The organism is Gemmatimonadota bacterium (assembly GCA_009838845.1).
GTDB lineage: Bacteria > Latescibacterota > UBA2968 > UBA2968 > UBA2968 > VXRD01.
Genome location: VXRD01000032.1, coordinates 1 through 26,810 on the forward strand (window position 1 = coordinate 1; position 26,810 = coordinate 26,810).

The 26,810-nt window shown below is 55.8% G+C and carries 20 protein-coding genes; 15 read left to right on the forward strand and 5 right to left on the reverse strand.

The window, feature by feature from the left end; translation table 11 throughout:
• The first annotated feature begins 154 nt into the window (after window positions 1–154).
• From F4Y39_04890 to F4Y39_04945, 12 genes are all read left to right on the forward strand, one after another.
• Entirely contained in the window at window positions 155–853 is a 699-nt protein-coding gene (locus F4Y39_04890) for a porin family protein (protein MYC13046.1), read from the forward strand.
• Window positions 854–868: 15 nt separating this feature from the next.
• Complete coding sequence (locus tag F4Y39_04895; protein MYC13047.1) at window positions 869–3,931, forward strand: TonB-dependent receptor; 3,063 nt, start codon at window positions 869–871, stop codon at window positions 3,929–3,931.
• A gap of 21 nt (window positions 3,932–3,952) precedes the next feature.
• Window positions 3,953–6,295 (forward strand): hypothetical protein, encoded by a 2,343-nt coding sequence (locus F4Y39_04900; protein MYC13048.1) that lies wholly within the window; start codon window positions 3,953–3,955, stop codon window positions 6,293–6,295.
• An 18-nt stretch (window positions 6,296–6,313) separates the two neighbouring features.
• A complete protein-coding gene (locus F4Y39_04905) occupies window positions 6,314–7,297 on the forward strand; it encodes a PorV/PorQ family protein (GenBank protein MYC13049.1) in 984 nt (327 codons plus the stop codon).
• 126 nt (window positions 7,298–7,423) lie between these two features.
• The gene (locus F4Y39_04910; GenBank protein ID MYC13050.1) at window positions 7,424–9,403 is read left to right on the forward strand and encodes a hypothetical protein; all 1,980 of its coding nucleotides are present in this window, start codon (window positions 7,424–7,426) and stop codon (window positions 9,401–9,403) included.
• Between the two features lie 10 nt (window positions 9,404–9,413).
• Window positions 9,414–11,399 carry a hypothetical protein gene (locus F4Y39_04915; protein MYC13051.1) on the forward strand — a complete coding sequence of 662 codons (1,986 nt, stop codon included), beginning with the start codon at window positions 9,414–9,416 and terminating at the stop codon, window positions 11,397–11,399.
• 39 nt (window positions 11,400–11,438) lie between these two features.
• On the forward strand, window positions 11,439–13,883 hold the full coding sequence (locus F4Y39_04920; protein MYC13052.1) for a hypothetical protein: 2,445 nt from the start codon (window positions 11,439–11,441) through the stop codon (window positions 13,881–13,883).
• 117 nt (window positions 13,884–14,000) lie between these two features.
• A complete protein-coding gene (locus F4Y39_04925) occupies window positions 14,001–14,201 on the forward strand; it encodes an addiction module toxin, HicA family (protein ID MYC13053.1) in 201 nt (66 codons plus the stop codon).
• Entirely contained in the window at window positions 14,198–14,464 is a 267-nt protein-coding gene (locus tag F4Y39_04930; protein MYC13054.1) for a hypothetical protein, read from the forward strand. Before F4Y39_04925 ends, F4Y39_04930 begins: the two co-directional genes overlap by 4 nt.
• A 167-nt stretch (window positions 14,465–14,631) precedes the next feature.
• Window positions 14,632–17,052, forward strand: a complete 2,421-nt coding sequence (locus F4Y39_04935) for a GWxTD domain-containing protein (GenBank protein MYC13055.1) — start codon at window positions 14,632–14,634, stop codon at window positions 17,050–17,052.
• A gap of 190 nt (window positions 17,053–17,242) precedes the next feature.
• Window positions 17,243–18,070 (forward strand): phytanoyl-CoA dioxygenase family protein, encoded by an 828-nt coding sequence (locus F4Y39_04940; protein MYC13056.1) that lies wholly within the window; start codon window positions 17,243–17,245, stop codon window positions 18,068–18,070.
• A 5-nt stretch (window positions 18,071–18,075) separates the two neighbouring features.
• Window positions 18,076–18,882: a phytanoyl-CoA dioxygenase family protein gene (locus F4Y39_04945; protein MYC13057.1), complete on the forward strand. Its 807-nt coding sequence runs from the start codon at window positions 18,076–18,078 to the stop codon at window positions 18,880–18,882.
• A 2-nt stretch (window positions 18,883–18,884) separates the two neighbouring features.
• Here F4Y39_04945 and F4Y39_04950 read toward each other — a convergent pair whose 3' ends face one another.
• From F4Y39_04950 to F4Y39_04965, 4 genes are all read right to left on the reverse strand, one after another.
• Window positions 18,885–20,267 (reverse strand): MATE family efflux transporter, encoded by a 1,383-nt coding sequence (locus F4Y39_04950; GenBank protein MYC13058.1) that lies wholly within the window; start codon window positions 20,265–20,267, stop codon window positions 18,885–18,887.
• 8 nt (window positions 20,268–20,275) lie between these two features.
• Window positions 20,276–21,994 (reverse strand): CocE/NonD family hydrolase, encoded by a 1,719-nt coding sequence (locus F4Y39_04955; protein ID MYC13059.1) that lies wholly within the window; start codon window positions 21,992–21,994, stop codon window positions 20,276–20,278.
• Window positions 21,991–22,878, reverse strand: coding sequence for an MBL fold metallo-hydrolase (locus tag F4Y39_04960; protein ID MYC13060.1), 888 nt, complete (start codon window positions 22,876–22,878; stop codon window positions 21,991–21,993). The genes F4Y39_04955 and F4Y39_04960 overlap by 4 nt, the downstream gene beginning before the upstream one ends.
• 75 nt (window positions 22,879–22,953) lie before the next feature.
• A complete protein-coding gene (locus F4Y39_04965) occupies window positions 22,954–23,982 on the reverse strand; it encodes a hypothetical protein (protein MYC13061.1) in 1,029 nt (342 codons plus the stop codon).
• 178 nt (window positions 23,983–24,160) lie between these two features.
• Here F4Y39_04965 and F4Y39_04970 point away from each other — a divergent pair, with 178 nt between their 5' ends.
• Window positions 24,161–24,979: a sugar phosphate isomerase/epimerase gene (locus tag F4Y39_04970; protein MYC13062.1), complete on the forward strand. Its 819-nt coding sequence runs from the start codon at window positions 24,161–24,163 to the stop codon at window positions 24,977–24,979.
• A 20-nt stretch (window positions 24,980–24,999) separates the two neighbouring features.
• Here the strand turns inward: F4Y39_04970 and F4Y39_04975 are convergent, their stop codons facing one another.
• The gene (locus F4Y39_04975) at window positions 25,000–25,896 is read right to left on the reverse strand and encodes a hypothetical protein (GenBank protein ID MYC13063.1); all 897 of its coding nucleotides are present in this window, start codon (window positions 25,894–25,896) and stop codon (window positions 25,000–25,002) included.
• A gap of 201 nt (window positions 25,897–26,097) precedes the next feature.
• Here F4Y39_04975 and F4Y39_04980 point away from each other — a divergent pair, with 201 nt between their 5' ends.
• Window positions 26,098–26,340 (forward strand): AbrB/MazE/SpoVT family DNA-binding domain-containing protein, encoded by a 243-nt coding sequence (locus tag F4Y39_04980; protein ID MYC13064.1) that lies wholly within the window; start codon window positions 26,098–26,100, stop codon window positions 26,338–26,340.
• Window positions 26,334–26,693, forward strand: a complete 360-nt coding sequence (gene mazF, locus F4Y39_04985; protein ID MYC13065.1) for an endoribonuclease MazF — start codon at window positions 26,334–26,336, stop codon at window positions 26,691–26,693. The genes F4Y39_04980 and mazF overlap by 7 nt, the downstream gene beginning before the upstream one ends.
• Window positions 26,694–26,810 lie beyond the last annotated feature (117 nt).

Sequence of the window (26,810 nt, forward strand, 5' to 3'; positions counted from 1 at the left end):
CATCAGACTAAATCCGCGTAATCCCATAATCCGCGTAATCCCATCATCCGCGTAATCCGAAATCCGAAAGGAGGTTATGCCTATAATTTACGAATAGAAGTGTTTTACCCGCAGCACGCAAATCGTCGCAAACCGCAACAAAGGAGGTCGTTGTATGAGATTCATTGTAGCAGCGTTATTAAGTCTGGCCCTTACAGGGCCGGGAGTGGCAGAAGTGAACGGCACCTGGTCTGTTGGGGTGACCGGGCAATACGACATGCCGCTATTCAAATTGAACCAGTGGTTTCCCTCGGGAGGCATTGACATCGGGGGAACAATCTCACGCATCAACAACCCGACCTGGACATTTGAACTGGACGCGCGGTATGCCAAATACGGCTCGGGAGAACTGGAAAACCGCAGATTCCTCTGGTCCGTTGACCTGCAGGAATACGAAAGCCCCAACGCCAGTTCGGAAATGACCTGGTTTACAGTAACCGCCAACTATCTTTACCACTTCAACGGCGGAGGTGAAAAACTGAACACCGGGGGTGGCGCGCCCTACTTCGTCATCGGATCGGGCTTTTACCACTACAACAACGAAATTAGCGGATTAATTTATCCCGGTCAGAGCGGCACCCTGGACACCAATTTGACACAGCGTCCCGAATCAGATGTTCGCACGGCTCTGGGCGTAAACGCCGGTGTGGGCGTCGAATACTTCGCCTCTCAGAATTTTGCGTTTGACCTTCGGGCACAATACCACGTCATCTGGGGCCACGTGCGCCCCCTCGAAGCCTGGGGCTTACAAGAGGCATTCCCATTTCACAAACTCAACATAGGTGTTCGGCTCAAGTTGTATTTCCCCAAATAATAACGGAGGTTCAGCATGCGATTTAGCATTCGTTTGGGCTGTCTCCTGATCCTGGTCGGCGCGCTATGCGTCTTTCATCCGGGCGATGGGATGGCAGCTACAACAGGAAAAGTCACCGGTGTGGTGAAAGATGCCCAGGGTGAGGCACTACCCGGCGTCAACGTCGTAGTAAAAGGCACGCGGCGCGGCGCTGTAACCGATACAGACGGCTATTTTTTAATATTAGCTGTCGATCCGGGCGTACATGAAGTAGAAGCATCCCTGGTCGGCTACCGCACCGAAACCATACAAAACGTGCTGGTACAGGTCGAATTGACCACCACAGTAAATATCGTACTCCAGGAAGCAGCCGTAGAACTCGGCGAACTGGTCGTCATTGCCGAGCGACCTGCCGTGGAACCCGATAAAACCGTGAGTCGCTATATTGTCGGCGTCGAACAGGTCGAACAGGTTCCCCTTGCGCGAAACGCGGCAGAGGTCATCGAATTGCAACCCGGCGTATCCCTGGACGGTGCCATGCGCATCCGCGCAAGCCATACCGCCTCGGTAACCAATGGCACCAATGAAGTCTTTGTGGAAATCGACGGCATTCGCCTGTCCAACGACGATGGCGTAGCCGAAAACAACACAGCTTCACAGGTCAACAGCCTGGCGCGCGGGGCATTGCAAGAAGTCGCCGTCGTAACCGGCGGCATGAACGCCGAATACGGCAATGCACAGGGCGGCGTAATCAGCCTGGTGAGCCGCGAAGCCAAAGAGCGATACGGTGGCCTGGGCGAATACCGCCTGACCCTGCCGGGACTAAAGCACTGGGGTGCGAATGTCTATAACAGTCCGCTGTTAGAAGGCAAAACCCCGGACACCGGCAATCCCAATATAGATTCAACGCCTTCGGATTACGACAGTGCATTGGGACATTTTTTGGAAGGCAACGTCTCCGGACCGATTAACCCACAACTCGGATTCTTCCTCAGCACCTATACAGATCGGCAGGCATCCGTTTTTCCGGGTCCCTCCAATCACGCGCCCTTTAACCTGAACACATCGGCCAATGCGACCTATCGGCCGGGCGACAAGTACAAAGTTAAGCTCGGCACCACATGGGTGTACAAAGACGGGTTCAACAACGGCTCAACCAGTGTGGTACGCGGTCCGGGTGGTGCAACCACGGGCGTGCCGCCGGGCGGCGTGCGGGGCATCTCGGAAAGCGGGCGCAACCTCTACCTGCCCGCAGGGTATAGCTCCTCGGGCAAGTCGCCGCGCACCGATCAGGTATTTTACGGCGTCTTGACACACACCATATCGCCCAAAACATTTTACGAAGTCCGCGTATCTTTCCAGAGCACATCCCTCGATACCAGCGACGTACCGTCACAGACAACCGATATCGTCCGCGGTGCAAACGGATTTTACGGCACGCGAGATATCCACGCCTTTAGCTGGGCGCAGCGCACGCGCATCCTGCTAAAAGGCGATTTGTCCAGTCAGGTAACGCGGGGACACTTTGTAAAAGCTGGCTTTGAAATCATCCGCAACAGCATCGAACAGCAAGATGTGGTCTATAACACAACCCGCGAACGCAACATCCGCTTGCTGGGCAAGGGCGACCCCATCGTGGGCATGGAACCTTTTAATCCCGCGACCTACGCGGCCTATATTCAGGACAAAATGGAATTTGAGGGCCTGATCGTCAATCTGGGTGTGCGCTACGAAGTCCTCGCGCCCGGCGAATCCTTTGGCCGCGCCATGGACCACGTCACCTGGAACCACTACAACTCGCTGACGCGCTGGCGAAACGTACCCATCGTAGATTCGCCCACGCAGACGGCCATCAGCCCGCGCCTGGGTATTTCACACCCCATCACAGATCGTTCCACCATCCGATTTTTCACCGGACGCTTCCACCAGTTCATCGGTCTGCAAAGCCTTTACAACCGCACCTGGAGAGCAACTGGACCGGACAAAGACCTGAATGGCAACGGACAAATCGACCAGATGGAAATTTTCAACGCCCTGGTCTATCCGCTGGCGGGCGAATTTGGCAATGTCCACATGAAACCCGAACGCACGACCAACTTTGAGGTCGGCTTCGACTACAACTTCTACGGCGATTACGTCCTGGGCCTGACGGCCTTTTACAAAGACCAGGAAGGCACGCTATCCAGCGGTGGATCGGACTTCTTCATCGACGAACCGGTATTTGGTTTCAACTCTTCATATACCCACGCATTCTTCAATCGCCGCTTTGCCACATCTCGCGGATTTGAGCTGTCCTTCCAGAAAAAATTCAGCCAGATGACAGCCCTGTATGTGGCTTACAACGTCAACTGGGCCAAAGCGCACCGCGGCGGCAAATCATCCTGGGAATGGTTTATCGCTCCCACGGCTCAATATGTGAACAGCGACAAATTCTTTGCCGGCGTCACCGTGCAAGCCGACGGCCAGGAAGTGCCCCGCGCACCAACGGCCGAAGAACGGAGGGCATTCGCAGAGAAAGCCAATGAAATTGCCCTGAAATACAAAGCCAAAGCAGATGTGATGGAACCAAAGAGCAACGCCTTCTGGGAACAGCCAGTCCTCGTCGAAGACGGACTGTACTCCTTCAATATCGCCAACTACAGCATTCCCACCTTAGATGGCGGCCTGGACAGGCGCAACTTTGCCAGCGTGCAATTCCTCTTCTCTGCACCGCCGGATTTCCACATTACTGCTCTGGCCGGATTCCGCGCGACCATGGTCTGGCAGATGCACACCAGGGGTGCATTCTGGTACACGCCACCCACGGGACCCAGGGAACGGCGCAACGGCCCGCCCTCCACACTGACAGATGTCAGCTTTGAAAAAGACTTTGGACTGGGGCAGACGGGTACAGCCACGACATTCCTGGAAGTCCGCAATCTCTTTGGGCAGCGCGACGACACGAGCACTGGCTTCCGCTGGATCCAGTACGGCCTCCAGAAACCGCCGCCCGGAGACAGCAAATTCGATACTTTCGGCGATATTTCCGAACTGACCCGCTACAACGGCGGGCTGGGCAGACCCCGAACCATCGTGGCCGGGGCGCGGTTTAAGTTCTAATCTGACAGGAGGATCATATCTATGTATCTGAAAAACTTGAAAAGACAATGGTTGCCGGGTCTGATGGTATTGTGCCTCATGTCAATCGGCACAATAGATTCACAAGCGCAGGTGGTCTATAGCGCGTCGCGGCACATGACCCGGTCGCTGGTATGGCTCTCGTTTACCAACTCCGGTACTTCGAGCATGCACTATCAGGTAACCCCATCTCGGGTAATGATGCGCATGTCCTACCCGGGCGAATTATACTCATTGTACGCCCTGTTGGGCACCGAAGAATTTGTGGAATATTGGGGCGACAAAGCATGGGGATCGTCCGCACAAAAGGGCTTTACAAACATGCACTCGGCCGGTGAAGGCGTGCTGGTATTGACCAATGTGGGCGGTGAAAAATACGTCTCAGTCACAGGCCCGCGCACACCCACCGAAGACGTAATACCGATGAATTACGACATCGCCAACTCTAAAGAATCCTCGTGGGGCATCCAGTCCATTGTGCCCAATCGCGGTGTGGGTCCAGGCACGGTAAAATCCAACTGGTGGCAAGGTGCTTCGCCCCAATCCGCTGACCCGGCCAATTTGAGACCCTACGAAATTCACAACTTCGATTACGGCATTTATCCGCCCGTACAAAATGCAGGCGAAGAAATCCATATCACGCAATGGCAGACAAAGCACAACGTGGTCGTAACGCGCAAAGCCCATGCGTGGAGCCATCAGGACTTCGACGACTTTTTCATCCTGGAACTCGAGTTTGAAAATCGGGGCGGACAACAACTCGACAACACCTACTTTGGTGTCATGAATTCCATGTATGTCAATAGTGCTGGCACATCTTTCCGCTGGGGTCATGAAGGCGGCCTGGTCACCTATCGCCGCAGTCAGGCGCTGGACGACCACTATCGCTATAGCGAAGCATCCAACTTCGAAAACAATCCCTTAAGCGGATTGTCACCTGCGGATTTCCAGGGCAAATACATCATGTACCAGTGGGATGGCAACTCCCCGTCCAGCTTTGAAGAAGACACGGGCGATCCCTACTTCTCGGACCTGGAAGCGCGGGGCTTCCCGGGCAGCAGGAACAGGCCCGAGGGCATGCCCATTGCACCGGCCTATCAGTTTATGGCACCGCTCGCATTTCGCAATGCCGGGGCGAGTCACACATTCAACGCCGCAGACGCAGCGGAAGGCTTTGTCGATCCACAGGGCGAACCCCTGTCGCACTGGTACGAAGTATTCGGCCGCCGCAACATCGACGACCCCACGCGGGGCGCGCTGAGCATGGCCGACCAGTACGACTTTTTCACCTCGCCCACAATGGACAACCCGCCCTCTGAACAAATGCAGTGGGAAGACCTGATCTTTGGTCCCTACAGCCTGGCACCCGGACAAAAAGCCAAAATCGTGCTGGCCTACGGCTTTGGATCATCAGCCGAATTTGAGATCAACGCCGAGACGGGTTATGCCAACGACATTACCAAGTGGTCGTGGAACGTGGGCGATATTGGTCCAGACGCCCGCAAATCGCTTTTGGCCAAAGGCGAAGAAGCCATGCTGCGGCATCTGAACCACGCGCAATTTACCTACGACAACGAGTACCAGATACCCAACGCACCCCCGGATGTGGATTTCTTCCAGGGGAGCAATGCACAGGCCAAAATTACCCTGACGTGGTCAGATGCCGCTGAAAAAGCCATCAACCCCGAATACGGCCAGGCCGATGTAGTCGCCTATCGGGTCTATCGCTCGACCTGGCAGGAAACCGGACCGTGGGATCTGGTGGGCACGGTTCCAGCCGGTAGTAGCCAGGGCGGCACGTACACCTGGATAGATGAAAATTCGCTGGCCGGATTCCAATTTGCCTACAATGTGCGCTCTGTTGCCAGCCCCAAATCGTCCTGGTCCGAAGGCTCCAAAACCCTGGACGATTTGCCCGAGACCGTGCGCAAGCACCTCACGGAAAACGGATTGGAGAGCGGATGGTCAGCGGCCGAACAGCGCATGATCGTTCCGGGCAGCCCAATTTTGGCCGCCAATGACGCCGCCGACAATATGGAGAGGCCGGTAGTCGTGGTGCCCAATCCGTTTAGTCTGGCGCAAGCCCAATCCAATTATCAGGGCACGCTCAAACTGCGCTTTGTCGGGGTACCGCACCAGGCAAAAATCTCCATTTTTACGGTTTCGGGAGATCTCGTTGCCGAAATCAACCACAACGATCCAACGGCCGGGGAAGCGCAGTGGCTCTTAAAAGATCGCTTCCTCACCGGTGAAGCCACCTCGTCTGCGTACTTCTTCGTGGTGGAGTCGCTCGTGCCTGCCAGTCGCGGTCGCAAGACCAAGGGCGCGTTCATAATCAACCGTTAAAACACAAGGATTGATACTATGAAAAATACGATGTCTGTAGTGCTGATCGTTTTGATCGCGCTCGCCCTATCGGCTCCGGCCTCGGCGCAGGCACTCTTCCCAGAAGCCGAAGAAGTCCTGAATCCAGAGGGCCGCAGCAAGATCAAGCCATCCACATTCAATTTTCTGAAAGTGACCAACAATGCCCGAGTCGCGGGCATGGGCGATGCTTTTACCGCGGTATCCGACGGGATAGACGGCATGATCTGGAATCCGGCCGGTCTGACCAAAGTGAACAAGTTGGGATACGCTTTTGGCTATACCCAATGGCTGGTCGAATCGTCATTTGTCACCGGATCCCTCGCCTACAATACCGGACAATGGGGCGTGCTGGGTGTATCATTTGTGAACTTTACCCTGCCCGACATACCCGAAACGACTACCATGGAACCAGACGGCACGGGTGCTATGGTGAACTCGGGCGACCTCGCCTTAGGCCTGGTTTACGCCTATCAACTGACCGACAAGCTCTCGGCAGCAGCAGCCCTGCGCTTTGTCCAATCCGCGCTGGGACCAGAGACACTCAGCGCAGTCTCTGTGAATGTCAGCACCTTGATGTACACGGGCTTTCAAAGCCTGCGCATTGGCATGAACATGAAAAACCTGGGCGGAGAGCAGGAAATCGTGAGCGAAAAATCGGAAATGCCCCTGGTATTCCACACCGGGATAGCCATGGAATTGTACGGCAACCTCGGCGACCCCGTATCCCTGACCGGCTCGTTTGAAGGCGCTTTCTTCACCGACCGGGAGCAACGCTGGAACCTGGGCGGTGAACTCTGGATACAGAACCTCATCGCGCTTCGAGCTGGTTATAAGATCAAATACGACGTGGAAACCTGGAGTATTGGCGGTGGTCTCAAGGGGAAATTCGGCGGGCGACACATCGCCTTAGACGTGTCGTATAGCAATCTTGGCGATTTGTTCGACCCGCCCCTGCGCCTGAATCTCTCAGGTTCACTGTAGGAGGAGTCTGACAAGGAGTATTTCCCTTGTCCCCACAGGTGTTAATTCTTTTCCATACCCCGCCGGAATTGGAACGCAATCCGACTTCCGTGCGGGGTGTGCCATTTGTGCTAATAGGAGAGACGTTTGGCCGAAGCACTGCAATCAGACCCAACAATTGAACATGCAAGAGGCATAACACTCCGCTCGGTTGCCCTGGGCATTGGAATCGTAATCTTCATCAACCTGTGGGTGACCTATGCCGAGACCGTGGTAAAAACCTCTCGCCTGAACCTGAGCGTATTTCAAATCACGCTCCTCGCCATCTTCATCATCCTGATCGGGGTAGTCAATCCCCTGATCAAATCTATAAACCGCCGCTACGCCTTTGCCCCCGCCGAATTGCTATCCGTTGTCGCCATTGGCATCGTCGGCTGCGTCGTGCCCACATCCGGCATCACCGGATTTTTGATCGGAGTAATTTCCACCCCCTTTTATTTTGCCACGCCCGAAAACGGATGGGCCGAGTATTATCACCCCAACCTCAACTCGTGGGTCGTGCCCACCAATCAGGAAGCTGTACGCGCCTTTTACGAGGGCTTATTGCCCGGCAGCGCTATCCCCTATCGCGTGTGGCTGGCACCACTCGCGTGGTGGGGCAGTCTGGTGGTAGCCGTATTTGCCGTTTCCGCCACACTGATGATTATCTTGCGAAAACAATGGGTAGAATACGAAAAACTCGCCTACCCCATCGCCGCCGTACCCATTGAAATGTCGCAAGATGCCCTCTCTGCGCGTCTTCTCCCCGCATTCATGCGCGGTCCCATGTTCTGGATTGCAGCGGCTATACCATTTTTGATTTTTGTCTGGCACTCCCTGTCATGGGCATACCCGCTCCTGCCCAGCATCGGCATCCTCCCGCACGGAGGATATTTCCGCTTCACGCGCTATTCGCCGGGCATGTACATTCAACCCATGCAATTTTTGACCATCGGATTTGCGTACTTTGCCAATACACAGGTACTATTCTCAGTCTGGTTTTTCTTTTTACTCCACGTCCTGGAAGGGGGTATTTTTAACCGCCTGGGCTATCAGATCGAACGGTCAACCGACTCATTCAGCGCAGACCCGCCCACCGAAGCCTGGCAGTGTTTTGGCGCACTCGCCTGTCTCGTCGTGTGGCGATTGTGGGTCGCGCGGCGGCATCTGCGCGATGTCGTCCTCAAAGCACTCGACAAAAATCATCCGGTAGATGACCGCGAAGAAATACTTTCCTACCGGTCGGCAGTTTTAATTTTGTCGTGTAGCCTCATCTACGTCTTATTCTGGCTCCTGCAAATAGGGATGGACCTGACCACCGCATTGATTTTTATGTCCGGCGTCGCCGTCATCTACATCGGCATCGCGCGCGTGGTATCAGAAGCCGGCGTCGTGTATTCGGGCGCCACCGTAACACCGCAGGCATTTGTCATGGACCTGCGCGGCACCCACGTCATATCCGGAAGCAGCATGACAGCCATCGCATTGTCCTATTCCCTCATCGATTATATGCGCGGGCTATTCACCCCGGCGCTGGCGCAATCGATCAAACTGGGCGACCTGATCCGCGGCAACCGCCGTCTGTTATTCTATTGCGTGGGCATTGGCGTACTCGCCGGATTTGTCTCTTCTGTATGGCTCATGCTCTATCTGGGCTATACGCATGGCGCGTACAATTTCCCGCGCTTCCCCTTCTTCAGCGGCGACCCAAAAGGCATCTACGGATCTACCCTTACAATGATGCGAACGCCCAAAGCACCCGACCCAAACCGCATCATCTTTTTCGCCATTGGCGCGGGTGCAATGGCCCTGTTGACATTTTTGAGATACCGATTTTCCTGGTGGCCCATCAACCCCATCGGCCTGACCATTTCCGCTGCGGATAACACGGCATCCCTGGTCATGCCCGTATTCATCGCCTGGGTATGCAAAGCCTCTTTGCTCCGCATCGGCGGCGTAAACCTCTACCGCAAAGCCATGCCCCTATTTCTGGGCCTGCTCGTCGGCTATACCGCTGGCGTCGCCTGGTCATTTCTCGTCGATGCGATCTGGTGGCCCGGTCAAGGGCACTCGGTTCACTGGTGGTAAAGGCACTTAAATGGCAATACAAACAGAATTTGCACATGAAACCGATCCCTTACAGGAAAAAGGTCTGACAGTCCGTTCAGTGGGTATTGCGCTGGGCGCAGTGGTCTTCATCAACCTGTGGGTAACCTATGCCGAAACCGTGGTGCATGCATCCAGACTAAACCTGAGCTTTTTTCAGCTCACATTGATGGCCGTATTTGTCTTGCTGGTCGCAGCCGTCAACCCGATCTTGAAACTCCTGGGATCGCACCACGCGTTTTCGCCCTCAGAACTGCTGGCAATTGCGGCAATCGGCATGGTGGGGTGCGTGGTACCCGCTTCGGGCGTAACCGGATTTCTCATCGGCGTCATTTCCACGCCGATTTATTTTGCCACACCCGAAAATCGATGGGGTGAATTCTATCATCCCAATCTCGACTCGTGGATCGTACCCATAGACCCCGAAGCCCTGCGCATGTTCTACGAAGGCCTGCCACCCGGCGCGTCCATGCCCTGGGAAGTGTGGCTGATGCCCCTGCTGTGGTGGGCGAGCTTTATCGTCGCAGTATTCGCGCTCTCAGCCAGCATGATGGTCATCTTGCGCAAACAGTGGGCAGAACACGAAAAACTGATCTATCCCCTCGTGGCCGTACCCCTGGAAATGGCTCAAGATTCACGGTCAAAACAACTGTTGCCGGGATTTATGCGGGGCAAGCTATTCTGGATCATGGCCGCAATACCCTTTTTGTTATTCCTGTGGAATTCCCTATCCTGGTTTTACCCGCTCATGCCCGGAATTGGGATCTTTCCCCACGCCGGAAAGTTTAATTTTACGCGGTATTCTCCCCACGTCTATCTGGAACCCCTGAACCTGTTCACCATCGGCTTTGCGTACTTTGCCAACACACAGGTATTGTTTTCCGTCTGGTTTTTCTTCTTATTACACGTAGTAGAAGGCGGCATATTCAACCGCCTGGGCTACCAGATAGCCAAATCAACCGACTCGTTCAGCGCCGATCCGCCCACCGAAGCCTATCAGTGCTTTGGTGCGCTGGCGTGCCTGGTCGTATGGCGATTGTGGGTCGCGCGGTGGCATTTGCGAGACGTCTTCCTCAAAGCATTTAGAAAGGCGTATCCCGCCGACGATTCCCGGGAAGTTCTGGCCTACCGCACAGTGGTCTTTGTATTTTTGGTGAGCCTGTCTTTTGTACTCTTCTGGCTCTGCCGCATCGGCATGGACATAACAACCGCACTCGTCTTTCTATGTGCCCTATCCATAATTTATATTGGTCTGGCGCGGGTCGTATCAGAAGCCGGGATGGTATATTCGGGCGCCACCGTAACACCGCAGGCATTTGTCATGGACATGCGCGGCACACAAGTCATGTCTGCGGGCAGTTTGACGGGCATTGCCCTGTCGTATTCCATTGTCGATTACATGCGGGGGCTATTCACGCCCGGCGTGGCGCAATCGATCAAAATGGGCGAACTCATCCAGGGCAATCGCCGCGCATTGTTATTCTGGGCTGGCATAAGCGTTTTGCTGGGACTGGCTGCATCCGTATTTTACACCCTGCACCTGGGCTATTCTCATGGGGCGTACAACTTCCCGCGCTTCCCCTTTTTCAGCGGTGACCCAAAAGGCATCTACGGATCGACGCTAACCATGATGCACACGCCCAAAGCACCCGACGGCGAGCGCATGGTCTTCTTCGCAATCGGAGCGGGCCTGATGGCATTTTTGACGTTCTTGCGCTACCGGTTCCCGGGCTGGCCCCTGCATCCCATCGGACTCACCTTATCGGCAGCCGACAACACCGGTCACCTCGTCATGCCCGTCTTTATCGCCTGGGCGTGCAAATCCGTAATCATGGCCGTCGGCGGTGTAAACCTCTACCGCCGCTCCAAACCCGCGTTTCTCGGCCTCCTCGTGGGCTATACAGCCGGAGTAGTGCTATCATTCCTCATCGACGCGCTGTGGTGGCCAGGAGAAGGGCATCTGGTGCACTACTGGTAGAAGTGTGAAGTATGAAGTGTGAAATAAAAGAAGACAGCGATGAAGGCAGGAGGATCTTTAGCTCACGAGTGGAGCGAGGAGGCTGGATTGGTTTTTGTTCGACAAGGCCATCCGAGTTCCCTATATTTTGATGTTGTTGTCGAATTCCGAGGAACTGGCAATATGGACACCATAAACAGAAACGAACATCAAGAGCGAGCAACGTCGCAAGTGCTGGAATCTGAAAAAGGCGGTTCTGGGTCCACCCTGAAAATAGGATTGCTGTTAATTATCTCATTTGCAATTGCAATGCCGGGCAAAGCATCACTTTGCCCCGGTGATGATGACCTCAACGCCCTGCTCGATGGTGTCGCCGAGATCGCGGCCCCTGGTGTCCCGAGTTCCTTCTTCGTCTATGGCCCTGAGAGCTTTCCGGTGATCGTGGGTGCCCCGCGCAATGCCGCGGATGCCGTGCGCGCCCCGGTCATCGCAGCAGGCTGTTGGCAGGCAGGCCGCGTCGTCGCTCTGGGGCACAAAGGCTACTTTAATAGCTCCACACTTGAGAAGGCGGACACCGCACGCCTGATGGCGAACGCGTTCGCCTGGGTCTCGGGGGGCGGAGATTTAGCCAGTCCCCGCATTGGTGTCGTCGGTAACGCACAGCTACGCGCCTGGCTGACCAGGACCGGTCACGATGTGGTCGAAGCTGCCCTGACATCGGAATCGCTGGGAGCGGTGGATGTCGTGGCCGTGGACATGGGGAATCAGAGCGCGCCAGAACTCGAAGCACTGTCGGCGTTCGTGCGCGCCGGAGGTGGTCTGGTGACGGCTGCCAACGGTTGGGGCTGGGCGAGTCTGCACCCAAAACTGGATATCATCAATGACTTCGCTGGTAACCGCCTGCTCGCGCCCATCGGCATCCAGTGGTTAAACAGCTCCCTCAAACGCACATCGCCGGCGGGCTATGCCGTTGCCGAACCACCGTCTGAACTGACCCACGCTGTCAAGGCATTCAATGCGGTCAAGGCCCACATCGCAGGCAGGCGTAAGCTCACCCAGCCGGAGGTTGACCAAACTCTGTACACCCTGGCAAGAACCATCCGCGCTCTGCCTCCGAACGACGTGCTGTTCGCGCCGGATCTGCAGATTTTTTTTTCGAACTACGAAGGGACCCGCTGGCCTTCGGCGAAGCACCCGGTGGACGAATCTGATGTAGTCGCCCGCATGGTCGCTACGCTCTTCGTGTCTGAGCATCACCGCACCCCACCCCAATCCGTGCGCGCTCATCCTGCGGCCACAGATTTTCCCGGTTCCGTCCCAACCGACGCCCCACGCCTGACACGTAGCCTTATCATCGACACCACCGTGCCTCGCTGGCACTCAACCGGCCTCTACGCCGCGCCGGGCGATCTGGTCACGGTAACGGTACCGACTCACGTCGCCAACGGCGGCTTCTTCGTGCGCATTGGCGCCCACAGCGACCAAATTTGGAGACGGCCCACATGGAAGCGCATGCCCGAAATCAGCTACCGTTTCCCCATCTCCGCTTCCAGGACCCACGTCGCCAATGCCTTCGGGGGCCTGATCTACATCGAAGTTCCAAAAAAGAACCCCGGTTTCGGGCGCATCACCGTCGAGATCGAGGGCGCAGTGGCGGCACCGCTCTTCGTGCTTGGTGAGACAGACCCGGCCGTCTGGCGTGCGGAGATCCGCCATGCACCGGCTCCCTGGGCAGAGATCGCCGGGCGGAACATGATCGTCACCACCCGCTCTTCCGAGGTGCGCGGACTCGACGACCCGACCGCCGTGGCTGAGACCTGGGATCGCGTGCTGGACCTGGCCGCAGACCTGGCCGCCTGGCCGCCCAATGCACGCTCAAGCCCGGAGCGATTTGTCGTGGACCGCCAGATTTCGGCGGGTTCCATGCATTCCGGCTATCCCCTGATGGCCCAACTGAACCATCAGTCCAACCTGGTGGATGCCGAGCACATTCTCTCGGAGGGCAACTGGGGCTTCTTCCACGAGGTGGGCCACAACCACCAGCACAAAGACTGGACATTCGCCGGCACGACCGAGGTGACCGTCAACCTGTTCACGCTCTACATCTATGAGTTTCTATGCGGGATCCCGATGGTTGACGGAGAGTTTCCCGGTAGAAGAAAAAGATCATGGGCCGCTCTAATGGCATCCTACAACTTTGATAATCCGACCTTCGAACACTGGAAGGAAAAAGCATTCCTTGCTCTGATCATGTACGCGCAGATGCAGCAGGCGTTTGGCTGGGACGCCTATCGGCAGGTGTTCACCACATACCGCGTCCTGCCCAACGACGAGCGCCCGAAGAGCGACGACGAGAAGCGCGACCAGTGGCTGGTGCGCTTCTCGCGCACGGTGGGTCGCAACCTCGGCCCGTTCTTCGAGGCCTGGGGGATACCGACGTCGAAGGCCGCACGGGACTCGATCGCCGACCTGCCAGTGTGGATGCCTCCCAACTTCCCGCCTTAGTGCATCTTGGCGTAAGTCTTGCAACTGGAGTTTGGACTTGCATCCGATAAGCAAGCCCTTAGTAATAAAAAATCAAGTAACAAACGAGCTACGACTTGGGGATCGTTGGACCATTCTATGCCCAGGAAGATACGAGAACTCATCGCGGACTTAGAAAGAGCAAACTTCCGCCTCCGAAAAAACCGAAGTGGTGGAAGCCATAGACGATACCTGCACCCCAATGGCCCACGAGTAACACTTTCGGGAAACAGGGGTGATGATGCCCACAATTATCAGGAAAAAATCGTAAAAGAAGCTATTGAGGAGGCTCAAAAATGACCCAGAATGCACAGATGATGCACGATAGCTCCCCAAAAAATAAAACCGCCTTAGAGTATCCTCTCATCGTCAAGTGGTCGGAAGAAGATCAAGCCTTTATCGGCTCGTGTCCCGGCATTATAGGGCCGTGCTGCCACGGGCAAGACCGCGGACACGTACTCCGACAACTCGTCCAGATTGTGAATGATTGGCTCGCTGACGAGGAAGCGACTGAATCCGGGGTTACGCCATCCTGGGCTATCGAGCAAGAGACCACTGCATGAGCAAAGACGAGAAGTACATTGTTCGGCTCATTGGCTAAGTGTGCCATGAGCCTGCAAACCGTTGATCTGTTCAACCATTTGTCTATTGGCCTATTATGAAGAGGCGTCTTGAGTGCATTCAAAGACGCCTTTTAACTGATTAACATTGCACAGGTGGAGGTTCTCTAATGACCTGGCCTCGAATCTGTATCCTCTACGCGTTCCTCTGTATCCTATCTCTGGAACAGGCGGCAGCAGACCAGCGGGACTCCCTGTTGACCCTGGGGCAAAAGTACCTTCGGGAAGGGCGGGCAGATACGGCGGTTGCGACATTCTCGGACTTAACCAAAGCCTTCCCCAAAGACGCACACATCCAATCTCGCCTGGGTTATGCGTACTTAAAAAACCGCGACTTTGAAAAAGCGGAAACCGCTTTCAAGACAGCCAAAGGACTGGATAAAAATTTGGCAGAAGCGTATGTGGGTCTGGGACTCGTCTATGCCGAACGCCCGGCCTCGGGCCTATCGGCGTATAGCAACTTCCGCAAAGCCGTAGGCGAAGCCAAACGAGCGACCAAACTCGACTCGACTTATGGACCTGCGTACCGACTACTGGGCGAATTGTACGAACGATTTCAGGAAGACCACCAGAAAGCCGTAGATTACTATCTAAAATACATCCAGGTAGAATCGGACAACCCCGACGGACTGTACTATTTTGGCCTCGCCTGCGTACAGGCCGATCAACACGACCAGATCGCGGCGCACATCATCCCCTATATCAACGCACACGATCCCGAACTCCGCCTCTTGCCCCTCGCCGCCGCAGGCTATTTTCACCAGAAAGAACACCGCCTCGCCCTGAACTACTACGAACGCTATTTACAACGCGTTGACAAAACCGAACGCGCCTATTACACCGACATATCTCTCGTCGCCTCAGAAAAAGAATGGCACGCATATCAGAGCCTATCCGAAGAACCTGAAAAGCAGAACTATCTGCAAAAATTCTGGCGGCGGCGAGACTCGGATCTTCTGACCCAAATCAACGAACGCATCGTGGAACACTACCGGCGGGTATGGTATGCGCGCACCTTCTTTTCCAAAAAAATCAGCCCCTGGGACCAGAGGGGCGAAGTCTATATCCGGTACGGCGAACCCGATTATCGGTCTCGCTCCAACCAGCGCGAATTTGTAATATCGCCAGAAGTAGAAGCCGTTCGCAACCGAATGGCAGCCGATATCTGGGGACCAGCCGCGACCTATCACACATTCACGGGACCGGTCTTTCCCATACGCAGCCAGCGCAAACCCTTTGAAGGTAATATCACAAACCAAAGCCTGAACACCGGCGTATTTGGCACAGATGCCGGGGAAGACGACGCCGTCCTCGCCCTGAACCCCGGAGAAGAGGCAGAAACCCTGGGATTCCAATTTGTAATACCCGACCTCGTCGCATCCAGTCCATTTGATCTATCGGTCGCTCCCAGAACAGAGCAGCGTTTCTTGAATTACAGTCCCGTAACATCAGACCGCGAATTCGAAACCGTCCCCTGGGAAACCTGGACATATACCCAACTGCAAGGCGGCGTGGAATTTACCTTTACCGACGAAGTCGGAAACGGACACTTTGACTTCGCGCCCATACCGCCCTTGCCCCAAAGCGACAACCGCATCGCCAGCGTGGCACGGCTCATGGAATACGCCCCGGGGGTCATCTATCAGCAATCTATCGGCGCTGTACCCGACTATTATCGCCCCAGCGTGGGCAAAGACGCCCTCCACTTCTTTTACGACGTCGCGGACTTCCGCGGACCAGATGGCAAAACCATCGTAGAAGTGTATTACGGAGTACCCCCGGCAGAAGTCACTGTGGGCAAAGGCGACCGGGATTATCTCATACACACAAAAGCCACTCTCGCCCTGGCGGACGCAAGCCATGAAAATATCTACCGCGCACACGAAATACTCTCCTACCAGAACAGCCGGGAATTTCCCAAAACCCGGGGCGTATTCATCCCCGACGTCATACGCATTGAAGCATCTCCCGGAAAAAAATATCAGCTACAGGTACAATTGGAAGACGAATTATCCGGGCGCGCAGGTGCGTACAAACAAGAACTCGCGGTTTCCGACTTCAACTCCGAAAGCGTAAAAATCAGCGGTATCCAGTTAGCCTTCTCAATCACCGACACGGGTACCAACGACCGCCTCCAAAAAAAAGACATCTACGTATCGCCAATGGCTTCCCGAAGCTATCCCCTGGGCAGCCGGGTATTCGCCTATTTTGAAATCTACAATTTGAAACGCGACACCTTCGGGCAAACCCGTTACAGAGTACAGTACCGCGTACAATTTAACCCCCGCAACACCGTAGGCCTCGCAGGCGTCATCACCTCGGGAATCCGCGCACTTCTGCGGCAACAAAAACCCCAGGTCTCCGTAACCTATGAACAGGTAGGCACCGACGAAGAAGAACGCGAATACGTAGAACTCGACCTGAAAAAAGCCAAACCAGGGGTAAATGTGGTGGAAATCACCGTACAGGACAAAGTAAGCGGAGAAAAAGCAACGCGAGAAGTCGTATTCTTTTACGGCGGATCGGGATAAAGACGAATAGACGAGAAAAGCGCGAATAGACGAATAGACGAATAGACGAACCCCGCCCAACCACCCAAAACCTCTGGATTGCGGCTAAAACCATGCCGCAATGACGGCTTTCATGTACATTACCTGTTTCATTGATTCGCTGATTCGTTGATTCGCTGATTCGCTGATTCGCGCTTTTACAGGAGGCCCCATGCCCATAACCGACGCCCTTCCCGGCATGAAACGGGAACTAAAATTTTATCCAGCAAAAAATGACGCGCCCAAAAAACTGACGCGCGCGCAAATCCAGCAATTCAACGAAAAGGGATACATCTTTCCCCTCGACGTCTTCTCAAAAAAAGAAGTCGAAGCCAACCGCGCGTACTTTGACAAACTCATGGACAAAACACAGGCAGCGGGCAAAAACAGCTACTCAATCAACGGGTGGCACCGCATTTGCAAAGGCATCTACGACCTGCTCGTCGATAACCGCATCCTCGACTACGTCGAAGACCTGCTCGGACCCAACCTCGTCTCGCGCATGACCCACTACTTCAGCAAAATGCCCGGAGATGGCAAAAAAGTCGCCTTTCATCAAGACGCATCCTACTGGCCCCTCACACCCTCCAAAACCGTAACCGTCTGGCTCGCCATTGACGACGTTGACCTCGCAAATGCCCCCATGGAAGTCATACCCGGCTCGCATCTCCACGGACAAATACCCTTTGAACGCAGCACACCAAAAGAAAATAATGTCCTTGGACAATCTGTTCACCACGCCGAAAAATTTGGCGACCCCGTACCCTTAATCATGAAAGCCGGGCAAATCTCCATCCACTCCGACTTATTGCTACACGGCTCCAGACCCAACACCTCAAAACGGCGTCGCTGTGGCCTGACCCTGCGCTACATGCCCCCCGAAGTCCGCACCCGAGAAACCGACCATTCACCCGCGGTCTTATGCCGCGGCATTGATCCCTCCGGCTATTGGCAACACATCCCCCGTCCCAACGGCGATGACATCCCAGAAAGAAAGTGAATACCATGATGACCCCTGAACAACGCTACCTCTTTGACCTCAACGGGTACCTGCACCTGCGCAATGCCCTCTCTGACGACGAACTGAACGCCGCGCGAAAAGCCGCCGAACGCTACGTCACAACCCCCGAATCGGAACTACCCGAAGGCTTTGGCAAAAACGGCAAACGCCACCTGCACGGCTTTGCATTCGACAAAGCACTCGAACGCCTCACCCTGCACCCCGCGACCTGGCCCATCGTCACAGAACTCACCAATGGCCGGCCCCGCCTCACCAGCGGCACGCTTCAGGTCAACATCCCCGATCAAAACGACGAAGCACTCCGCCTGCACTGCGCCCGCGACGATTTCGGCTGGGACGCCACCCGTTACGAAGTCCGCAACGGACGCATCTTTTGCGACAACACCGTCTGCTTCCCCTACCTCACCGACGTGCATTCGGGCGATGGGGGTCTCCTCGTCGTCCCCGGCTCGCACAAAAGCTTGTTTGACCGCCCCCGGCACCTCTTTCAAAACGGCCTGGTCGAAAACCGCGACCACATCCCCGAAGGCGTGGTCAACATCACACCCAAAGCCGGCGACATCGTCGTCATGAACGAACTCGTCACCCACGGCGCCCTGCCCTGGACGCCAAAAGATCGCATGCGGATGATCCTCGTCTTGCGCTATCACCCCCAATACGCAGGGAGATCAGAACTGCCCCAGGCCATTCAACAACGCCTCTCTCCCGAAACGCTTGAACTCACAGCACGCGCGGGTTATCAGGACAAAAAAGAAATCGCAACACGGAACAACATCGCGCTTACCGTATAGCCTCATATCACTGTCTGTTTCCATCTACCCTTTAGATAGGACGCCCAGACCAGAACGCCCTGGATGATGCCGCCAATCAGCCAGGCAATCCAGATGCCGAGGGTATCCATCCCAAACAGAAAAGCCAGAACATAGGACAACGGCAGCATAACCACCCATTGCGCCAAAATCGTGTAGTAGAGCGGGGGCCTGGTCTCACCGCCACCCGCCAGAACGCCTGCGGACACGATGGACAACGCTGAGAAAACCTGTGCAATCGTAAAAAACCAGAGCATGACATAGCCCATATCAATGACGGCTACCGAATCGGTGAATAAATCGACGATTTCCCGGGCGAAGGCACAAATGATAATGGCGCAAACAACGATAAACACCATGCAGAGCCGGATCGCACTTGCTCCAAAGCGTTCCGCTTGCGGTATTTGCTTTGCGCCCAACCGCTGGCCAACCAGAGCAGTTGCCGCTACGCCAAAAGCCAGAGCCGGCATAATGCCGATCATCCGCATCTGCAGCCCAATCGTCAGCGCGGCGACCGCAGTCGTGGGCTGCGAGGTCCAACTCGCCACCCGATAAAACAGGATACGAGCGCCATTGCGGAAAAAACCCTGAATTCCCGCCGGCACCCCGATTCGCATCATCCGCCCGATAATATCGCGGTTAAAAGACAGACGCCAGGTCCAGCGCATATGCACACGCGAGCGCCCGGAAGTAAGCAACCAGAAACCCACAACACAACCCACAGCCCGCGACGCGAGCGTACCAACTGCAGCACCACAAACCCCCATCTGCGGCAGCCCCCAGGCGCCAAAGATCAAGCCATAGGTGAGGGGAAGCTTCAAAATTATAATAAGACACGAAATTTTTAACGGCGTTCGGGTATCGCCAGCACCGCCAAAAATCGCACTGATGAGATAATTGAGCATCATAAAAATGACGCCAGCAAAGTAGATGCGCAGGAACGGCACGGCATGGCCGAGCACCTCTGGCTGTGCACCCAGCAAAATCAACGTCGGACGGGCGATCAAGCCCCCGAGCAAGGCCATGACAACGGCCAGCAGTGCCCCCATCAGAATCGCCTGTTGCGCCGTATGACTGAGATCCTCGTGGCGTTCAGCCCCGTAAAATTGGGCAACCAGAGTACGCGACCCGGTGCTGATCGACATCGCCATCACCATCGTCAAAAACAGAATTTGCCGACTGAGCCCCACCGCTGAAATCGCAGCCGGACCCAGCTGCCCGACCATGGAAATATCGATGAGACCCTCCATGGCATCGAGCATCGAAGCCGCCACCACGGGCCAGGCAATAGCCCAGACCTGGGGCAGAACAGGCGTCTGATCTATGGGAGTTGCAGGCGTGCGGGAAGCCGATCCGGATTGGGACATAGATGTGCTCAGTCGGCAGTCGGGTGGGAAATAGTGGGGAGCACGAGTCGCGAAGGGTGGGCTGCCGAGTGATGTACGGCATTCGTCGCCCTCACCAGCTCGGTATCAGCCAGATCGTTCCTTCCCGTATTGTGATTGCGGTCGTGGTTGGGGAAATCGCTGGATGTGATCTCCAGGCGAATGCGATGGCCCGGCTCGAAACGGCAGGCTGTTGGACCGAGTTGGATGCGCAATTCCACCACCTCTCCCAATCCCAACAGCTCTTCAATATCAAGGCCATTGCGGTGACGCGCACACACCATGCCATAGCACATCTCCAGCGCGGGCGCCTGGTCCCCGTCTGTGGGCGGGTACTCATCCACCAGACGCGCAAAAAAGTCCGTATCTGGCGCTGACGAACTGACATAGAGAACAACCTCTGGATAGCCGGCAACCTCCACGGCTTCAGTCAGAGGCGCAGAGCGGTAGCAGAGAATATCATCGCGATCCTCCAACACGCGCCGATCCGACGGACCCGTAAACAACTCCTTCGTCCACAAGGTTGGCACCGGATCGCGAGGATCGTAGTCGAAACGATCAACACCGTCATTTCCACCGTCGGCAGAGAGCCGCCCGGAGCCGCCAAATCCGGCATTGCCATCGCTACTCAACAAATACGCACGCGGTGTCGTATTCGGCGGCGGCCAGGTATCGGCCTCGCGCCAATATCCTCCCTTACCCGCCATCGCGAAATAGCGCACTGCTGGCTCGCGATCAATACCATTGTCGTCTTCTTTGAGCCAGTAGTCGAACCAACGGATGATCATGCCAGGCAAATCGACCTCGGCATCCGGACCAAAGTCAAACCCCGCCACCTGCTGGCGACCGAGACTCGGATGGTTCCACGGACCCGCGATCAGCTTTGTCTGCGACTGCGCCTGCTCGGTGCGGCCGTTGCGCTGCATCAGTTGCAAATGCCGCATCGAGCCATTGCAGTGGTCATACCAGCCGCTGAAATCGAGATTTGGCACCGCAACTTCCCCGTGTACCTCGTCGAACCGCCATGCCCGCCGGTTTGGATGCGCCAGCCAGTCTCTCGCGTACTCCGCCAGCCCCGGCGGCAAGTGGCGCGGAAAATCGAGCCACGGAAGGTAGTCAAGCCATTGTTTTTCGACATCCTCGTTCCATTCCTGCAGCGCCTCCGCTGGCGTGTGCGGCGGCGGCAATCCCTGGCGTCGCCGAAGGTCTGGAGCCATGGAAGTGAGCCACCACTTGATACGCCGTCCCGGGCGAAACCCGCCCGGCCAATCCACCTCTGTCAATTCCAGTGGAATGGTGTACGCACACATCGCTACCAGATGCGGCGGGCGCAATTTGGCCAACTGCCACTGCATCCAGGCATTATAAGAGGCTCCCAGAGTACCGATCCTACCATTGCACCACGGCTGCGCCGCCAGCCACTCCACAGAATCGTAACCATCTTCGGCATCCCCCGTATGCACCTCGGTAAACGGAACCCAATCGCCCTCAGACCCGTAGCGCCCGCGCGAATCCATACTCACCACGGCGTAACCGGCGCGCACATAGCGCTCAAATCCGGACTTTGGACGGCCGTATGGCGTGCGCAGCAAAATTCCAGGAAAGCGCCCCTCCGCATCGGGACGGAACACATGTGCCGCCATCCGCACCCCATCGCGCATCGGCACCCACACGTCGGGATCAGTAAGAATCTCCATAGCATTGTTCATCGCACAGGCTCCGTATCAATAGTACCCATCGGCACCTCCAGCAGATCCTCTCCGAGAATCACCTGACCGTCGAAAACTTCCCCCACCTCGTGCAGCACCCGCTCCCGCACGCCGGGCGTTTCCAACTGCTCCGTCAAATGAACGAGAACCAGCGTCTCGACGCCGGCATCCCGCGCCGTAGTCGCCGCATCGAGATGACCGGAACAGCAACTCGTCAGACGTTCGTCATCGACCGCGCCATTGATAAAGTGGCACATGTGCAACAGCACATCCGCACCTCTTGCCAGATCCGTAAGCCGATCCACTGGCGCTGTGTCCCCGCCGAATACGATGGTACCATCAGGTGTGGTCAAACGATATGCCAGACAGGTGAGTTGGGGCTGCACGTGTACTACCTCTGCCACATCGACCTGCCAATTATCGGTCTCAATCCGATCTCCGGAACCGACCTCGCGCACCTGTGGATTGGGCCTCTTCCGCGGCATAGTGCCGCCGCGCGCCTCGTACACAAAATGGCTGCCCGGGTGCAAAGTGCGGGCCGCCAGATCCGGACCAAAGGCGCCATCGGCAGAAAACAACCGGTGTGCCATATGCGCTGTTGGCGCCGGGCCGTACACCTGCAACTCCGGTATCTGGCCGACGCTCTGATCCCAACGCGTCAGCACCAGATAGGCAAAATCAATGCAGTGGTCGTAGTGCAAATGGGTCAGAAATAAATGGTCAATCGAGGGCAGAGCGAGACCCGCTTCGAGCATGCGCCGCACCGACGCCGGACCGCAATCGAAGATCAGGGTTTCGTCACCCGTCTGGACGAGATAGCTGGAGCCGCCGCGGTGCGCGAGCGGGGCAGGAGTACCGGTACAGAGAAGTTGAAGTCGCGTCATCACTTTTGTCCTATCTTGCAATTCACACGCGCAGACAATATCCGACAAACCTCACCAAAGCGCAATGCCAACTCATCATCCTCTGCGCAACCTTCCCAGAACCCTCTGGGCCACGGTCATATTGAACTGATGCCCCCCGTCGAACCGATCCACAAACAGATCCTCTATAGCACCTGCAGCCCGATACGCCTTCCGAATCCGCGCCAGACCGCGCGCTGCCCAATCGTGGGGAATAAGCCGATCCCGCGTCCCAATCTCAATCACCATAGGCCGGGGCGCGATCAAAGAAAAAATTTCCGGCGTATCGCCATAGCGGAGCAGACCGGGAATCAACTGCGCGCCGCACTGACTCAGAGCCTGATAGCGTTCCTGGTACAAATTCATACACCCGGACGGAACCGCGATCTTAATCCGAGAATCGAATGCCGAAATCATCATCGTCATCCGCCCCCCCAGCGACAGCCCCGCGCACCCCAACCGATCCCCATCGACAAAATCGAGCCCTTGTAAAACATCCAGGGCAGCCTCCAGATCGCAGAGATGGAGCGCCACCACAGTAGTACCCAGCAAAGTAGCACACATATAATTCCGGGGACAAAAATCAGTCCTGGGACCGGGATAGCCGGGCCGGCGCTCTCCAAACCCACGAAGATCCGGGGCGAGAACCACATAGCCCTGTTCTGCAAACCCGTGCCCAAAATCGTAACTACATTTATCGATCTCAGCCTGCCGCTCGGGCGTATCATTCAGCCCAACCACGCTATCCTTTCCAAAATGCCCGTGTCCGTGAATACAGAGAAGACCCGGCGCTTTATCCCCCTGCGCCAGCCCCTTCGGCACCAGAAGATAAGCCGGCACAAAAACCCCCGACTCTGTCTGATAGGAAATCCGCCTGCGCACGTACAGACCGCAATCGATCTCCTCCTCAAACTCAAGACAAAGCGCAGCCCGTTCGGGCCGCGGGCCAATCAGCCCGGTCAGCACATCTCGAAACCCCTCCTGCCAGGCGCAAAAATCCTCCGGCGTACTCCCCTCAAACAGAAGAGACGGCTGCGCCTGATCGATCAAACGAGAAAGATCGTCTTCAAAGGATATAGGTCGCATAGAATGCTCCTTAACACATAGGATGAAATCGCCGCAGGAGGGAGGTCCAATGAAAGAATCCAGGGGCAAGATAGTGTGTCATATCTGCAAAAACAAGAGAGGATTTCCGTTGACACCCTATTGTCACATCCCTACTTTGCGGACACGCTAACATTTGGAAATTTAAAAGGAAAAAACAGTGATCCTGGGACTGGCATCGCCAACCTACAGCGGCACTCTCCCCGAGCAGGCGCCGCTATTGTGGTTGCTGGACCGCTGCGCAGAATACGACCTGAAGGCCCTGGAGGCGCCGCTGCCCCTATCGGGGACGGACCATCCGAAGGAAGTCAAAGAGAAAGCGGCCGACCTGGGGGTGACGTGGGTAGGCTACTGGAGCGAGGATTTCGTAACGCCTAACGGGGGTGGAATCTGGTTGCGAGAGCGGGCAGAGCGGGCATTTGACCAGGCCAGTATCGGCGGGGTGAAAACGGTCGTGATCTTCGGGAGAGGGAGCCTTCACAACCGGTTTACGCGACAGCCCCCGCTGGTCGACCAGTTGCGCCTGGCGGCCGATCACCTGAGACCAGTGGCAGAAGCGGCATCGGAAAGAGACATCCAACTCGCCTTGCTGCCCCACCTGGACTACCGGAGCCACGAAATGGTATCGGTAATGGAGAAGGTGTGCCACCCGAACCTGATGATGGCGTTCGATACCGCCAATCCCTTTCCGGTCTGCGAAGAACCAGTAGCTGCCGCGAAGGTGGTGTTGCCCCACGCGGTGGCGGTGGCATTCAAAGACGTACAGATCTATCCCCATCGCTCGAACGACGTGACAATCTGGGGAACGCCGATCGGGCGAGGCTCGGTCGATTTTGAGACACTTCTGCCGATGCTATCCGAACGGCTTCCCGATCCGGAAAAGACCACTGCCTGCATCAAACTGCGGCTGCCGCCCGGCAGCGCCGAACACGCCGACTGGATGGACCAGAGCCTGACCTTTCTGCGGTCGCATCTCTAACCTCCTGGACAGTGAACCCCTTAATCGCGCGCTCCCCGGATAGGATGAATCTCCCGAAACTTCTGGAACTCCCAATAGGCGTGGTCTGCCGCGTACCCGTTTGGAACTTCCTCTGTCTTTTCCAGCCGCTTGTACGCCACACGCACATGGAGCACCTGTGGTTCATCCACGGGAAGCGCGTTCACCTGCCAGTTAAAATCCCACGCGGGGCTACTCTGCCCCGGAACAATTGATCCGCCAGCACCCGAAGGAGAAAGATAGAACCGGGACCCCGGATAATCGTCCGCCATAATCAAAAACATCATGCCCCGGATAATGCCAAAATAAAAGGGATAATCGAAAGTATGTCCCGAATCCGAATGGCTGAAGTTCCGCTTCCCATCCAGAAATGTCGTAGCTGCATCCCGCCCCCAGGGCTCGCGTTCATCCACCGGCAGATCAGTCGGAAAAATCATCGCCCCCTGTCCGTGAATTGGATTATAATAATAGGTCCACAACCCCTTCTCGATAAAATGAATACCGCCATCCAGCGGAGAATTGACATAGCAACACCAGCCAAAGGAATAGTCTTCCTGTGGCCTGTGCCCCTCTCGGGCCGTGGCAGTCATCTCATAGTCGATATAGTGTGGCGGGACCAGTCGATAGACCCCCCGCGTCTCCACGAAATTATTGGCCTCTGACGCCTCCTTAAACAACTCCACGGCGGTCTCATCTACCCGCCGCACCGCAGGCCGTCTTCCTCGGTGGTGGCCGAAAAGCAACACCCCATTTCCCTGCGACACAGCGGTATGACCGTCTTTGACCGAAGTCAAAAACCAGACCCCGCTGTGTTGATCCTGCCCGGCGCCGTGATCGGTATCGTCTCCAATAATCGCGCGCAATTCGCCAGCAGAGATAAAATAACATGGCTCAGACATAGGTATTTCTCCTTTTGAAATAACAAACCGCGAACTACTGATAAGGTACCCACCAAAACGGGTCATGTCCAGTTTTCTGTCATTGGTATATGGCACGCAATACCGCGCATTGCCACTGCGTGAGCGATATGCAAAATTGGCCTTGATAAGTTCTAAGTCTCAATGTATCTTCATTGTATCTACTATTTAGAGGAGGAAGATATGGAAACCCGTGTGCAGAAATGGGGCAATAGTTTAGCCCTGCGTATTCCCAAACCACTCGCTATCCAGATCGGGCTTGAACCCAATTCACCAGTGGAATTATCGCTACGTGGTAAAGAGTTGGTCATTGAACCTGTGAAGCCGTCTAAATTGAAATTGGACGATCTTCTATCTCAGGTGACGAAACACAACTTACACGGTGAAGTAGATACTGGACCTGCGACAGGCGGTGAAATATGGTGAAGACAGACGAGTACGTCCCCCAGCGCGGTGATGCGGTCTGGATTAACTTCAATCCACAAGCAGGACATGAGCAAGCCGGACGTCGCCCTGCCGTTGTGCTCTCACCGGGCGCTTATAATGGCAAGACCCATTTGGCAATACTCTGCCCAATTACCAATCAAGTGAAGGGGTATCCTTTTGAGGTCGTCATTCCTGCGGGATTGGATGTGACGGGTATTATTCTTTCAGACCAGGTCAAGAATATGGATTGGCGGGCGAGAAATGCAGCGTTGATATGTCCTTTGCCCACAGAGATAGTGGATGCGGTTTTACAAAGAGTCGGAACGCTCCTATCAAGGGAATCTGAGGCGTAAAAGAAATACTACTCTGGCTCAATCTGCAGACGCGCTACAATTTGGAGTTGGAGAAAGATCGCCTCGGTGAGCGATTGGAGGCCGAGGTGCGCGTTTTAGATCGTCAGGTATTGACAG

Excerpts from the sequence above, each read along its gene's own strand:
- F4Y39_04890 (MYC13046.1), top strand. The coding sequence starts at position 155 with ATGAGATTCATTGTAGCAGCGTTATTAAGTCTGGCCCTTACAGGGCCG.
- F4Y39_04965 (MYC13061.1), bottom strand. The coding sequence starts at position 23,982 with ATGCGACCTATATCCTTTGAAGACGATCTTTCTCGTTTGATCGATCAG.
- F4Y39_04975 (MYC13063.1), bottom strand. The coding sequence starts at position 25,896 with ATGTCTGAGCCATGTTATTTTATCTCTGCTGGCGAATTGCGCGCGATT.
- F4Y39_04925 (MYC13053.1), top strand. The coding sequence starts at position 14,001 with ATGCCCAGGAAGATACGAGAACTCATCGCGGACTTAGAAAGAGCAAAC.
- mazF (MYC13065.1), top strand. The coding sequence starts at position 26,334 with ATGGTGAAGACAGACGAGTACGTCCCCCAGCGCGGTGATGCGGTCTGG.
- F4Y39_04930 (MYC13054.1), top strand. The coding sequence starts at position 14,198 with ATGACCCAGAATGCACAGATGATGCACGATAGCTCCCCAAAAAATAAA.
- F4Y39_04915 (MYC13051.1), top strand. The coding sequence starts at position 9,414 with ATGGCAATACAAACAGAATTTGCACATGAAACCGATCCCTTACAGGAA.
- F4Y39_04940 (MYC13056.1), top strand. The coding sequence starts at position 17,243 with ATGCCCATAACCGACGCCCTTCCCGGCATGAAACGGGAACTAAAATTT.
- F4Y39_04920 (MYC13052.1), top strand. The coding sequence starts at position 11,439 with ATGAAGGCAGGAGGATCTTTAGCTCACGAGTGGAGCGAGGAGGCTGGA.
- F4Y39_04935 (MYC13055.1), top strand. The coding sequence starts at position 14,632 with ATGACCTGGCCTCGAATCTGTATCCTCTACGCGTTCCTCTGTATCCTA.
- F4Y39_04905 (MYC13049.1), top strand. The coding sequence starts at position 6,314 with ATGAAAAATACGATGTCTGTAGTGCTGATCGTTTTGATCGCGCTCGCC.
- F4Y39_04895 (MYC13047.1), top strand. The coding sequence starts at position 869 with ATGCGATTTAGCATTCGTTTGGGCTGTCTCCTGATCCTGGTCGGCGCG.
- F4Y39_04900 (MYC13048.1), top strand. The coding sequence starts at position 3,953 with ATGTATCTGAAAAACTTGAAAAGACAATGGTTGCCGGGTCTGATGGTA.
- F4Y39_04980 (MYC13064.1), top strand. The coding sequence starts at position 26,098 with ATGGAAACCCGTGTGCAGAAATGGGGCAATAGTTTAGCCCTGCGTATT.
- F4Y39_04945 (MYC13057.1), top strand. The coding sequence starts at position 18,076 with ATGATGACCCCTGAACAACGCTACCTCTTTGACCTCAACGGGTACCTG.
- F4Y39_04960 (MYC13060.1), bottom strand. The coding sequence starts at position 22,878 with ATGACGCGACTTCAACTTCTCTGTACCGGTACTCCTGCCCCGCTCGCG.
- F4Y39_04955 (MYC13059.1), bottom strand. The coding sequence starts at position 21,994 with ATGAACAATGCTATGGAGATTCTTACTGATCCCGACGTGTGGGTGCCG.
- F4Y39_04950 (MYC13058.1), bottom strand. The coding sequence starts at position 20,267 with ATGTCCCAATCCGGATCGGCTTCCCGCACGCCTGCAACTCCCATAGAT.